General features: G+C 66.7%; 13 protein-coding genes. 4 read left to right on the forward strand and 9 right to left on the reverse strand.

Translation table 11 applies throughout. The features are described from left to right. Window positions 1–278: 278 nt before the first annotated feature. The gene (locus EV138_RS01975; protein ID WP_133976751.1) at window positions 279–902 is read right to left on the reverse strand and encodes an NADPH-dependent F420 reductase; all 624 of its coding nucleotides are present in this window, start codon (window positions 900–902) and stop codon (window positions 279–281) included. 32 nt (window positions 903–934) lie between these two features. After that, window positions 935–1669, reverse strand: coding sequence for an SDR family NAD(P)-dependent oxidoreductase (locus tag EV138_RS01980; protein ID WP_133976752.1), 735 nt, complete (start codon window positions 1667–1669; stop codon window positions 935–937). A 138-nt stretch (window positions 1670–1807) separates the two neighbouring features. Here EV138_RS01980 and EV138_RS01985 point away from each other — a divergent pair, with 138 nt between their 5' ends. After that, window positions 1808–2404 (forward strand): TetR/AcrR family transcriptional regulator, encoded by a 597-nt coding sequence (locus EV138_RS01985; protein ID WP_133976753.1) that lies wholly within the window; start codon window positions 1808–1810, stop codon window positions 2402–2404. Between the two features lie 34 nt (window positions 2405–2438). On the opposite strand, the gene EV138_RS01990 is transcribed toward EV138_RS01985, so the two are convergent. Further along, a complete protein-coding gene (locus EV138_RS01990) occupies window positions 2439–2891 on the reverse strand; it encodes an NUDIX domain-containing protein (protein ID WP_133976754.1) in 453 nt (150 codons plus the stop codon). 136 nt (window positions 2892–3027) lie between these two features. Between EV138_RS01990 and EV138_RS01995 the strand changes: the two genes are divergently transcribed. After that, on the forward strand, window positions 3028–4209 hold the full coding sequence (locus tag EV138_RS01995; protein WP_133976755.1) for a mandelate racemase/muconate lactonizing enzyme family protein: 1182 nt from the start codon (window positions 3028–3030) through the stop codon (window positions 4207–4209). A 44-nt stretch (window positions 4210–4253) separates the two neighbouring features. Here EV138_RS01995 and EV138_RS02000 read toward each other — a convergent pair whose 3' ends face one another. Then, on the reverse strand, window positions 4254–5036 hold the full coding sequence (locus EV138_RS02000; protein WP_133976756.1) for a FadR/GntR family transcriptional regulator: 783 nt from the start codon (window positions 5034–5036) through the stop codon (window positions 4254–4256). A 140-nt stretch (window positions 5037–5176) separates the two neighbouring features. Here EV138_RS02000 and EV138_RS02005 point away from each other — a divergent pair, with 140 nt between their 5' ends. Continuing rightward, window positions 5177–5521 carry an L-rhamnose mutarotase gene (locus EV138_RS02005; RefSeq protein WP_133976757.1) on the forward strand — a complete coding sequence of 115 codons (345 nt, stop codon included), beginning with the start codon at window positions 5177–5179 and terminating at the stop codon, window positions 5519–5521. After that, window positions 5518–6801: a nickel-dependent lactate racemase gene (gene larA / locus EV138_RS02010; protein WP_133976758.1), complete on the forward strand. Its 1284-nt coding sequence runs from the start codon at window positions 5518–5520 to the stop codon at window positions 6799–6801. The genes EV138_RS02005 and larA overlap by 4 nt, the downstream gene beginning before the upstream one ends. 314 nt (window positions 6802–7115) lie before the next feature. Here the strand turns inward: larA and EV138_RS02015 are convergent, their stop codons facing one another. From EV138_RS02015 to EV138_RS02035, 5 genes are read right to left on the reverse strand one after another with little or no spacing between them, the layout of a single operon-like run. Beyond that, window positions 7116–8120, reverse strand: coding sequence for an ABC transporter ATP-binding protein (locus tag EV138_RS02015; protein ID WP_133976759.1), 1005 nt, complete (start codon window positions 8118–8120; stop codon window positions 7116–7118). Further along, window positions 8120–9118: an ABC transporter ATP-binding protein gene (locus tag EV138_RS02020; RefSeq protein WP_133976760.1), complete on the reverse strand. Its 999-nt coding sequence runs from the start codon at window positions 9116–9118 to the stop codon at window positions 8120–8122. The genes EV138_RS02015 and EV138_RS02020 overlap by 1 nt, the downstream gene beginning before the upstream one ends. Next, window positions 9115–10008: an ABC transporter permease gene (locus tag EV138_RS02025; RefSeq protein ID WP_133976761.1), complete on the reverse strand. Its 894-nt coding sequence runs from the start codon at window positions 10006–10008 to the stop codon at window positions 9115–9117. Before EV138_RS02025 ends, EV138_RS02020 begins: the two co-directional genes overlap by 4 nt. Further along, the gene (locus EV138_RS02030) at window positions 10001–10927 is read right to left on the reverse strand and encodes an ABC transporter permease (protein WP_133976762.1); all 927 of its coding nucleotides are present in this window, start codon (window positions 10925–10927) and stop codon (window positions 10001–10003) included. Before EV138_RS02030 ends, EV138_RS02025 begins: the two co-directional genes overlap by 8 nt. Beyond that, window positions 10924–12531, reverse strand: a complete 1608-nt coding sequence (locus EV138_RS02035; RefSeq protein WP_238157909.1) for a peptide ABC transporter substrate-binding protein — start codon at window positions 12529–12531, stop codon at window positions 10924–10926. The genes EV138_RS02030 and EV138_RS02035 overlap by 4 nt, the downstream gene beginning before the upstream one ends. Window positions 12532–12652: the final 121 nt, after the last annotated feature.

Raw genomic sequence — 12652 nt, forward strand, 5'->3', positions numbered from 1 at the left:
CCTCGCGCCGTCCGATCGCGCGCACCCCACGCAGGCGGCCTCGCTCGCTCCTACGTCACTCACTCGACGCTGAGCTCCCACCCACCCCGAACGCGAGCTCCTCCGTCGCCCGCTGAACAAAAGCAACCCACGTCGTTAGAACACCACGCCTGTTCGGGCCCCAGCCTCGCGCCGTCCTATCCCGCGCACCCCACGCGGCCTCCGTCGCCCGCTGAACGAAGGCACCCCACGTCCTTGGAACACCACGCCTATTCGCCCCCTCCAACTCTCGCGCGCGCTTAGTTGATGAATTCGTTGACGCCGAGGGCGAAGTCCCAGTGGCCGACGCCGTTGCCGGCGAGGCCTACCGTGACCAGGCCCATTCCTTCGAGCCAGTGCGCCATCTTCAGGCTGCCGACGTCGAGCGGGCGTAGGCCGAGGCTTTCGATGAATGTCGCCACGGTCGTCTTCGCCTGGGCGTCGTCGCCGGCGAGGAAGACGTTGGGTCGGCCCTTCTCCAGGACGTTGCGGAAGATGGTGTTGAACGCCTTCACCACGCTGGTGCCGGCCGGGGCGACCTTGGCGACTTCCTGGGCGACCGAGGTCTCCTCGCTGTGGGCGAGTCCGTCGAACGTGGCGTTGAAGGGGTTGCTGATGTCGACGATCACCTTGCCTGCGAGGGCCTCTCCGTACTTCGCGACGACCGGAACGACACCGTCGTACAACAGGGCCGTGATGACGATGTCCCCGACTGGGACCGCGCCCCACTCCCCTGTCGTCGCGCCGCCGCCCAGAGCGTTGGCCAGGTTATCGGCCTTGGACTGATCGCGTCCCATGACCTCGACGGTGTTGCCGCCCGCTACCGCGAGCGTGCCGATGGTGCGGGCCATGTTCCCCGTACCGATGAGGGTGATGCTGCTCATGCGTGTGCTCTCTTCTTGTTCGAGGGAGTGGGTCAGATGGCCGTGGTACCGCCGTCGGCGACCAGTTCCAGGCCGTTGACGTAGCTGGAATCGTCGGAGGCGAGGAACAGGGCGACGGTGGCGATTTCTTCGGGGCGGCCCATCTTTCCGCGCGGAATGAGGGACTCGAAGGCGGCCTTGGTTGCCTCGTCGAACAGTTCTTCCTGTTTGGCGGTGGCGACCTGGCCGGGGGTCAGAACGTTGACCCGGATGTTGCGGTCGCGCAGTTCGTTGAGCCAGACGCGAGCCCAGGCCTGCTGGACTGCCTTGCTTCCCGCGTAGAGGCTCCAGCCGGGGTAGGCGCCGAGGGAGGCGCTGGATCCGGTCATGAAGATCGAGCCGTTGTCGTTGATCAGCGGCAACGCCTTCTGCACGGTGAACAGGGTGCCGCGCACATTGAGCGAGAAGGCGCGGTCGAACTGTTCCTCGGTGATCTCGCCGAGGACGCCGGGTTCGCCCATCCCGGCGCTGGCCCACAGTACGTCGATCGAGCCCATCTCCTGCTTGACGGTGTCGTACAAGCGGTCCAGATCGTCCAGATCGGCCGCGTCCCCCTGAACGGCGGTGACGTTGCGGCCGATCAGCTTCACGGCGTCGTCCAGGGCCTCCTGCCGCCGTGCCTGGATGAAGACATGTGCTCCTTCCTCGACGAACAGCTGGGCTCCGGCCAGTGCCATGCCGGTGGATCCGCCGGTGATCACCGCGACCTTGCCATCGAGCTTTCCCACGATCACTCCGTTGAGTTGAGGGGTATCCGGAACAGCTCGGTGCTTATATAAACCAAACTGTGTACTTAACGTATCCGGCCCTCGCTCGGAGTGCAAGCTAAGTACACCGATCAGTACCGCACGAGCTATGCTGGCGGTATGACGGAGTTGGAGAAGGGCCCTCTGGGGCGGCGCCGCGGCAGGGGCGCACGCGAGCGCATCCTCAGCGCGTCACAGCAGTTGTTCCGCGAGCAGGGCATCAACCGCACCGGCATGGACCAACTCTGCGCCGTGGCCCAGGTGTCGAAGCGCACGGCGTACCAGCATTTCCCGAGCAAGGACGAACTCGTGGCCGAATACCTGCGCCGATTCGATCCCGAGGTCATGCCCGGCGTGTTCGATCGCACCGACCTCACGCCCCGCGAACGGCTCCTCGCCGCCTTCGACGTTCCCGCGTCCATGCCTCTGTGCCCCTATATCGGGGCGGCCGTCGAACTCCACGACCCCGAACATCCCGCATCGCAGTACGCACGCGACTACAAGACCGCCATCGCCGAGCGCCTCACCGAAACCGCCCGCGAAGCCGGCGCCACCAACCCCGAACAGCTCGGCGAACAACTGGCACTGCTCATCGACGGCGCCTCGACCCGCACCCGGGTCCTCAACAGCGAATCGTTCCCCACCGCCGCCGCCATCGCCGCCGTCCTCATCGACAACGCCATCCCCGCGTCATCTCATCCGCAGCCCCAACGATGACGGCGGAAGTACCAGACCAGATGTTCGTGGTGCGTCAGAGGGTTCGGTTGGCGTCTAGGTAGATGGTGGTGTTGGCTGCGCGAGCTTTGAGGGCGGCGGCAAGGCGAGCCCGGCCTCGTGCGGAGTGCTGACCGATCGCGTCGGACGGTTCCAGCCAGAACGCGGCGGTAATTTCGTCGTCCTGGAGAACCAGCGGCGTGGAGGCGTCGATCGGGTCGGTGTCGAAGACGTACAGGATGGTGTCGGCGTCGGTGATGCCTGGGCGGTAGTGCACCGCGAGAAGGCGGGTGACGGTCAGCTTGAGGCCGATCTCCTCGAACGTCTCTCGCTCTGCCGCGTCTGCGAGGCTCTGCCCCGCTTCCACCATCCCGCCTACCTGCACGAGCTCTTTCCGGTAGGGATTGGAGACGAGCAGCACCCGTCCGTCGAGGTCGGTGATCAGTACGCCGACCGCCGCACGATGCACCGGGGCCGCATGACGATTCATGCGGCCCCACAGTAGCCAGGCCGAGGGCCGCGGGTAGGCGCAAGGCGCGGCAATGGATCGCTGCACTGGACGTCGCTTCGGACATACGTATGATGTTTGCGGCGATCGGGGTCGGGCTTGCGAAGGAGAACCGCGGATGAAGGTCACTGGATACCGCAGCCTGAGCACCGTGCACGACTGGGGACGAGTCACCGGTGACGTCAACGGGGTGCAGAGCGGTGAGACCACACCGGTGCCTGTCCTGATCCTGGAGACGGATGTCGGCATCGAGGGCGTCGGTCTCGGCTCCCATTTCGACATCGCGAGGGTGTTCCCCGCCATCGACGGCGAGGATCCGCGATCGGTGGTGGCGCTGTACGACCGGATGCTCGACTGGGTGTTCAAGGCCGGTCATGCCGGCCCCGTGTTCGGCACGATCGGGGCCGTCGACATGGCTCTGTGGGACATCAAGGCCAAGGCGGCCGACGAGCCGCTGTGGCGGACCCTGGGGGCACGCGAACGCTTCGTTCCCGCCTACGCGTCAGGCCTTGAGTACGGCCTGACCGACGAGGAACTCGCCGGACTCTACGGACGGTTCGCGGATCGCGGGTTCAAGGCAGGCAAGCTCAAGGGCGGCCGCGATCTGGACCGGGATCTGCCCCGGCTGGAGATCATGCGAGAGGTGCTCAGCCGCAATTCCCGCCGGCCCGCGTTGATGTTCGACGCCAACGAGTCGTGGAACCAGGCGCAGGCAGCCCGCTATGTGGCTGCCATCGAGGAGCGCATGGACCTGACCTGGGTGGAGGAACCGCTGCGTCGATGGGACGCCGCCGGAATGGCCGTACTGCGAGGGAAGGTCCGCGCGGCCATCGCGAGCGGCGAGAATCTGACCGGGCTCGAGCAGTACCGCCCTCTGCTCGACGCCAAAGCCCTCGACATCGTGCAGGTGGGCAACGTCTGGGGCATCACGCACTTCCTTCGGGTCGCGGTGCTGGCGCATGGTCACGACCTGCCGGTGAGCCCGGTCGCCTACAACGCGAACCCGGTCGCGCACGCGGCCGCCGCCGTACCGAATCTGCTGACCTGCGAGCTGCAGGATCTTCATTTCCCCGTCGGTCTCGATGTGGACCAGCAGTTCGACGACGGGGGAATCATCCTGGGCGACCGGCCGGGCATCGGCATCCTGGTGAACGAGTCCCAGTTGTCCCCGGTCAACTCAGCGGCCGCGATCCCGGCGTCGACCGGACCACACATCCGGCCCGAGCGCGCTGCTCTGCGGTTGGTGGCCGAGCCGGACGTGATCGACGATCCCGCCGTACCGCTGAGGCCGGTCTCGTGACGCGCGAGCCCGACCGCGCGGCCTTCGTACCGCGCCGCCGAGCCCTACTTCTTCTTGCGACCCCGCCCTTTGCCGCGGGGCCGGGGAGCGTGGTCGGACAGGCGGCGACGCTCCCACGACCCGTGGATGTGGTCGTACATCGACTTCTCGGCGGCGACGGCGTCCTTGCGTGCGATAGCGTCGACGATCGCCTCGTGTTCCTTGAGGGTCAGCGCGACGGCGTCCGGCGGGTTGATGCCCTGATAGCGGCTGGACTCGACGGCTCGCCGGTAGATCTGCTTGGCGATGTTCTCCGCCAGCCGGTTGCCGGAGATCTCCATCAGCGCGTAATGGAAGATCACGTCCGCCTGCCGGAACGAGTCCGTTTCCGACTCGCTCTCGCGCATGGCCGTCAACGCGTTCTCCAGCCGTCGCAGTTCCTCCGCGCTGTGCGATCCGGCCACCGCGCCCGCCATCGCCGACTCGAGGCTCGCCCGGACGACCGTCAACTCGTCGAGCACGCCGAGGCTCTCGTCGTTGTCGATCAGGGCCGACAGCACCACCGGGTCCAGCATGTTCCAGTAGCCGGGCGCGCGGACCTGGGTACCCCGGCCCTGCGAGACGGTTACGAGCCCCTTCTCCTCGAGCCGCTTCACCGACTCGCGCAACACCGTGCGACTCACGCCGAACTGCTCACTCAGCGGACCCTCCGGCGGCAGCAGGTCACCTTCCTGCAATCGCCCGGTGACGATGAGATCGACGAGCTCGGCAACGACTGCGACACCGAGCCGGCCGACCGGCAGACGCCGCGGAATCAGCCCTGCCGCGTCACCCCGGTCTTTCGCCATACGTATGATCTTATCGCCGGCCGGCGGCCCGACCGCCGCCTTGTCGCCCGCACACGCCATCGACTCAAGGACCTCGTGGCCGTCGCAGAGACCTGGCCGAGGACCGCTCTACTCGACAGACTCGACAGAGGGGCAGGCTCATGATCGTTGCACTGCATTCCGTTCTGCACGAAGGCGCGGAGGAGCAGTACGACCGCGACCATCAGCGCATCCCGGCCGACCTGGAGGCGAGTTTCGCTCGTCTCGGCATCCACGAGTGGTCGATCTGGCGAAGTGGGCGCAACTTGTTCCATTTGGTCGACTGCGATGACTGGCTCGGTGCGACCAAGGCTCTCGAAGACGACCCCGCGAACTTGGCCTGGCAGGCACACATCGGACGGCACGTGGCCTACTTCGTCGGGGAAGAAGGCGGTGCGGCCGGGCAAGTGTTGCCACACGTCTACAGCCTGCGCGCCCAGAGGTCGGCTGACGGGGCGGCGGATTGAGTACCGAGGTCCGGCTGGCGTACGGCGATTCCGGGCTGTCGCTGGCGGTAGATCCGGAGGTGACGACGATTGTCGAGCCGGTACGCAGTACGGCGGCCGCCAGTCAGTCGGGAGCCCTTCGCGCGGCGCTGCGCGAGCCCGTGGCCGGGCCGCCGTTGCGCGAGCGGGTCCGCCCCGGCCAATCGGTCGCCATCTCGGCCTGCGACGGGACGCGGCCACAGCCGCGGCAGCTGATGATCCCTGCCATCATCGAGGAGCTGGAAGGGATCGTGGCTCTGGACGACATCGTCGTTCTGGTTGCCACCGGCACCCATCGGGGGAACACCGAAGCCGAACTCCGGGCCATGTTCGGTGCCGAGGTCGCCGACTCCGCGCGCATCGTCAACCACGACGCCCGGGATTCGTCCCAGCTGGTGTGGCGCGGCACGCACGGCAACGGCGTACCGGTGTGGCTGAACCGGGAGTGGACCGATGCCGACGTCAGGATCACCACGGGTTTCGTCGAACCGCACTTCTTCGCGGGCTTCTCCGGAGGCCCGAAGCTGGTGGCGCCCGGGCTTGCCGGCCTGGAGACGGTCCTCGTCCTGCACGACGCCTCGAGGATCGGGGACTCGAGGGCGACTTGGGGGGTCACGAAGGGAAACCCGGTTCACGATGACGTCCGGGCGATCGCCGAGGCGACCGGAGTGACGTTCGCCCTGGACGTCGTACTGAATCGGGACAAGGACATCGTCGCAGCGTTCGGCGGCGATCTCCTGCCGATGCACGAAGCCGCCGCGGCCTTCGCTCAGGAGATCGCGATGCGGCCCGTCGACAGGCGCTTCGACGTCGTCGTGACCACCAACTCCGGTTTCCCGCTCGACCAGAACCTGTACCAGGCGGTGAAAGGCATCTCGGCCGCCTACCAAGTCGTCCGGCCGGGCGGCACGATCATCTGCGCGGCCGAATGCCGGGACGGTTTCCCGGACCACGGCCTGTACCGCGCGACGCTCGAGGCGGCCCCTTCACCACAAGCGTTGCTGGCTGAGATCGCCGCTCGCTCCGTCACCGTTCCCGACCAATGGCAGATCCAGATCCAAGCCAAGATGCAGTCGGCGAACCGCGTCATCATGCACACCGGCTACCTGACCGACGCGGAGCTGGCCGCAGTACAAATCGAGCAGACGCACGACATCTCAACCACCGCGGCAAAGCTCCTCACCGAGGCTGGACCCGGCGCAACAATGTGCGTCCTACCGGAAGGCCCACAAACGATTCCGTACGTGGTAGAAGCGCACTAACTAGCTCGGAGGGAAGCCCAGCTCCGAGCGAGCGACGCAGGACCAAGCCAGGCGACCACGTGGGTCAACCGAACTCACCCGGTGCCTCCCCCAGACACCAGCAGCTCGACCAAGGCACCGCCCGCGTGGTCACTCGAACTCACCCGGCGTCACCCGCTCCCCCGGTACAACAGCAGCTCGACGACCAAGGCGGCCTCGCGACCTGGTCGCCTTCGCCGAGCGGGCGACGGAGGAGCCCGCGACCCCGGGCGGGTGGGAGCCCAGCGCCGAGTGAGCGACGCAGGAGCGAGCCCGGCGCCAGCGTGGGCGGAGTACTAGGCCGTGAGGGTTGCTGTGAAGGTGGATTGGGCGTCTTCGGCGAAGTGGCAGGAGACCTCTTGGCCTGAAGGGATCGTGCGGAGTTCGGGGACTTCTACTGAGCAGCGGGGTTCGGCTCGGAGGCAGCGGGTGTGGAAGCGGCAGCCTGCGGGTGGGTGAACTGGTGAGGGTGGGTCGCCGGCGAGGATGATGCGTTGGCGGCCTTTGCGGGCGAGGCCTGGTTCGGCCGAGAGGAGTGCCTGGGTGTAGGGATGGGCCGGTACGTCGTACACCTGGTGGTGCTCACCCAGTTCGGCGACGCGGCCCAGGTACATCACGGCTACCCGGTCCGAGACGTGCCGGACCACCGACAGGTCGTGGGCGACGAAGATGATGCTGAGACCGAGTTCGCGTTGCAGGCGCATCAGCAGGTTCACCACCTGCGCCTGGACGGAGAGGTCGAGCGCCGACACCGGCTCGTCGCACAGCAGCACGTCGGGGTTCAGTGCGATCGCTCGCGCGATACCGATCCGCTGGCGCTGGCCACCCGAGAACTGGTGCGGGAACTTGGTCTCGTCCTCGGGACGCAATCCCACCAGCTCCAGCAGTTCACGCACCCGGGTCCGGATGTCCAGCCCCTTCGACACATCAGGGTGCACCTCCAGCGGCTCGGCGACGATCTCGCCGACGCGCAGCCGGGGATTCAAACTCGAGTACGGGTCCTGAAAGACCACCTGGACGTTCCGGCGCCACTTGCGCAGCTCCTTGGCGCGGAGCTTGCTCACATCCACGCCGTCGTAGAACAACGAGCCCGACGTCGGCTTCTCCAGAGCGGCGAGCAGCCTGACCAGCGTGGACTTCCCGCAGCCGGACTCGCCGACGATGCCGAGCGACTCGCCCTTGCGCAGTACGAGATCGACCCCGTCGACCGCGCGGACCAGTGTCTTCTGGCCGAAGGAGAACGCCGGGCTGATGTCGTAGTGCTTCACCAAATCAGTTGCCACCAGCAACTCTGACGACATCAGACTGCCTCCTTCGCGGAGATCGTGGTACGCCGGATGCAGGCCGCGTCCCGCCCCGGGGCCACCGTCAGCAACGGAGGCACCTCCAGGGCGCACTCCGGTACTGCGATCGGGCAGCGGGTCCGGAACGCACAGCCGGACGGAATCGCCCGCAGTGAAGGCGGCGTCCCGGGAATGGTCGGCAACTCCTGCCCCTTCAGATCCGCTGAAGGCATGGAGAGCAGAAGCCCTTCTGTATAAGGATGAACGGGGTTCTCCAACGCCTCGGCAGTGGCGGCCCGCTCGACCACGTGTCCGGCGTACATCACCACGACGTTGTCGGCGACATCAGCCACCACACCCAGGTCGTGCGTGATCAGCACAACGCCCATGTCGCGCTCCGCCTGCAGGTCCGCGATCAATTCGAGGATCTGCGCCTGCACGGTCACATCGAGCGCCGTCGTAGGTTCGTCCGCGATCAGTACGTCGGGATCGAGCGCGAGCGCCATCGCCAGCATCACCCGTTGCCGCATCCCGCCGGAGAACTCGTGCGGGTAGTCGTTCACCCGCTTCGCCGCGGCCGGGATCCGCACCTGGTCGAGCATCTCGGCGGCCCGCTTCATCGCGTCGGCCTTCGAGAGACCGCGATGGACCCGGTAGCACTCGGCGATCTGCTTGCCGACGGACTGCACCGGGTTCAGCGCGGACAACGAGTCCTGGAAGACCATCGTGATCCGGTCGCCGACGATCTTGCGCCGCTCGCGGGTCGTCATCGCGATCAGGTCCTGCCCGCGGTACTCCGCGGTGCCGGACACGATCCGCCCGGGCGGCATCTCGAGGATGCCGGTCAGTGCCTGCGTGGAGACGCTCTTGCCCGAGCCGGACTCGCCCAGGATCGCCAGCGTCTCCCCCGCCCGGACCTGCCAGGACACGCCGTCCACGGCCCGGACGCGGCCGTGCGGGGTGTCGAACTCGACGGTCAGATCGTCGACCTTGAGGAGTACTTCGCCGGAGCTCATCGGATCAACTTCGGGTCCAGGGCGTCTCGGATCGAGTCGCCGATGATCATGAACGAAATCGTGGTGGTCGAGATGAAGATCGCCGGCCAGATGAACAGGTGCGGGCTGTCGCGGTACGACGCCGCGACGCCGAACTGCGATCCCCAGGAGATCGACGGTGGTTGCAATCCGACCCCGAGGAAGGTGAGCACGGCCTCCAGGCCGATCAGCCCGCCGATGCCCAGCGTCGTCATCGCCAGCAGCGGAGCCATCGCGTTCGGGAACACGTGTCTGCGCAGGATCCGCAGCGGCGGTACGCCGATCGACCGCGCCGCCAGCACGTACTCGCGGTTGCGCACCGAGAAGACGGTCGACCGCATCACCCGCATACCTTGCGGCCAGCCGGTGACCAGGATGATGCCGACGATGATCCAGATGCTCCGGTTCGGCACCGAGTTGAGAATCACGATCAGCGCGATCAGACCGGGCAACGCGAACAGAACATCGGCGACCCGCGAGATGATCGTGTCGACCGCGCCCGGGAAGTAGCCGGCCAGCAGGCCGAGGATGCCGGCCACCGCGAACCCGCCGAAGCCGGCCACCAGGCTGACCAGGACGGACGGCCGGGCACCGTAGATCACGTTCGCGAAGTAGTCGCAGCCCTGGATGTCGAAACCGAACGGGTGCCCGGGCTCGCGACCCCGTTGGCTCTTGCCCAGCTCACAGAAGCGCGGGTCGACCGAGGTGAACAGCCGCGGGAAGGCGGCCATCAGGAAGACGGCCACCACCAGCAGGACACAGATCACGAACTGCGGCTTCTTCAGCAACGCCCGCAAGAGCTCGCGGTTGGACAGGGTCCGGCCTTCGAGGTCCTGCGTCTCCGACTCGAAGACCTGTTGTGCCTCAGACATTGCGCACCCTCGGATCGATGAGGCCGTAGACGATGTCGACGACGAGGTTGATCGCGATGAACATCACGAACGCGAGCGTGGACAACAGCACCACCACCCCGCCCTCGTGGAACCTGATCGACTGGAACAGGAACTGTCCCAGCCCCGGCAGGTTGAAGATGCTCTCGGCAAGGACCGCACCGGCGAAGATGCCGGCGAAGTCGATGCCCATCAAGGTGACGACCGGCAGCAACGCGTTCGGTAGCACGTGACGCCAGAGGATCCGCTGCTCCCCCAGTCCTTTGGCCCGGGCCGTCTTGACGAAGTCGGCGTTCGCCGTGTCGACGATCGAGGTCCGGGTCAGCCGTGCCATCCCGGCGAAACCGGTGATCGCGATACAGGTCGCGGGCAGCAGGTACGCCAGCGGGTAGCCCTCGGTGATCCCGGAAACCGGCAACCACTTGAGTTGTACGCCGAACAGGAACTGGCCCGCGAAGTAAAGGACCAGCCCGGGGACGGCGAGCACCACGAGCGTCGACAGCAGCAGCATCCGGTCGACGACCCCGTTGCGCCGGAACCCGGCGTACAGGCCGAACAGCAGCCCTGCGATCCACTGCAGCGCAAGGCTCAGCGTCGCCAGCTTCAGCGTCACGGGGATCCGCAACCGGAGCTGGGAGGCGATGTCGGCGCCGGCGAACGTCGTACCGAAGTGGCCGGTGAACATGTCCTTCATCGACAGCAGGTACTGCACGATGAAGGGATCGTCGAGGTGGAACTGGGCCCGCTTGGCGGCCAGCACGGCCGCCGGGATCGGCTTGTCACCGGCCAGTTCGCGCAAGGGGTCTCCGGGCATCGCGAACACGAGCGCGAAGACCCCCAGCGTGACGATCAGGCCGATCGGGATGGCCGCCAGGATCCGGCGGAGGACGAACCGGGTCACTTGAACGTGGAGTAGAGCGCCTGGACGCCGGTGTACTTCGAGACCCGCGGCATGATCTTCGCCGAGTGCAGATACGCGTTCTGCTTGGCGTACAGCGGAATCAGCGGCATGTCCTCGAGCGCGATGTCCTCGGCCTGCTGGTAGAGCTTGATCGCCTTCTCCGGGTTCGGTTCGGCGTCGCCCTGGGCCAGCACCTTGTCCAGTTCGGGGTTGTTGTAGCCGGAGAAGTTCGCGTCACCGTTGGACTTGAACATCGGGGTCAGGTAGTCCTCGATCGACGGGTAGTCGTGGCCCCAGCCGCTGAACCGCAGGCCGTCCAGCTTGCGGGTGTCGGCCAACTGGGTGATCTCCGAGCCCTGCTTGCCGGTGTACTTGACGGTCAGCCCGAGGTTCTGCCGGAGCATGTTGCCGATCGCCTCGGCGAAGATCTGGCCGGTCGCCGACGTCGTGTTGTAGTTGATGTTCACCGCACCGGAGAAGCCGCCGGCCTCGGCCAGCAACTGCTTGGCCGCGGTCGGGTCGAAGGTGCAGTACTTGCAGGCGTCCGGCCGGTACCCGTCCATGTCCGGTGAGACCAGCCCGTTCGACGGGGTGGCCAGGCCGACCAGGTCCGCGAACGCCTTCCGGTCGATCGCCATCGAGAACGCGTGCCTCAGCTTGGGGTTCTTGTACCGCGGGTCCCAGGCGGGCATCGTCAAGTAGTTGGCACCGGAGCTCGTGGCGGTCACCCAGCCGTCGGGCGCGTCGGTCTTGAAGGTCTTGATCTTGGTCGGCGGTACGTCGACGAAGTCCACGTTGCCCGCCAGGAATTCGTTGTACGCCGTGTCCGCGTTCGGGATGAACCGGAACGTGATGGCGTCCGCCTCGGGGGCGTTCGGGCCCTTGTAGCCGTCCCACTTGACCAGCTTGATGTCGTCCCCGGGGTTCCAGGCGCCGTCCAGCTTGAACGCGCCGTTGCCGATCGGCTTGCGCTTGTAGGCGTCCGGGTTCTTCCGGACCTCCTCCGGCAGCGGGGCCAGGCCGAGGTACTGCAGGGTCAGCCCGAACTGGGAGAACGGCACCTTCAGCTTCACCGAGAAGGTCAGGTCGTCGATCTGCTTCAGGCCGCTCAGCGTCTTGACCGAGGTCGGCTTCGGGGTGGCGCCGTCCGGGGTCGGCGGGTTCATCGCGTCGTAGCCCTCGACCTTGGAGAAGAAGCCGTTGTTCTTCCACGCGGTCGAGCCCTGCGCGGTCAGGTTCCAGCTGTCGACGTAGTCCTTGGCCGTCAGCGCCTGCCCGTTCTGGAAGGTGTTGCCGGACTTGAGCTTGATCGTCCAGGTCTGGCTGGTCTTGTCCGGCGTGACGGACTCGGCCATCACGTTCACCGTCTTGCCGGTGTTCGGATCGGTGGCCACCAGCGGCGCGAACACCGCCTGGGCGACCTGGATCCCCGGGCTGCCGTTCTCGTTCAGCGGGTTGATGTAGTCGAGCGGGTCCGCGGCGATCGCGATGACCTCGCTCTTGGCACCGCTACCGGCGCCGCCGGAGCTCTTGCCGTCTCCACAGGAGCTGAGCACCAGGGCGAGCCCGAGTGCCACCCCCAGAACACCAGTCGCACGTCGCACGGTCGAAACCAACTTCCTCGGCGGGAGGGCCGGTAGGCGGAATAGCCGCCATGTTGGCTGGTCGAAACTGCGCATGTCAACGTTGTCAGCGCCAAATTGTGGCCGCGTTATCTTTCCGAGA

This window comes from Kribbella voronezhensis (assembly GCF_004365175.1).
Lineage (GTDB): Bacteria > Actinomycetota > Actinomycetes > Propionibacteriales > Kribbellaceae > Kribbella > Kribbella voronezhensis.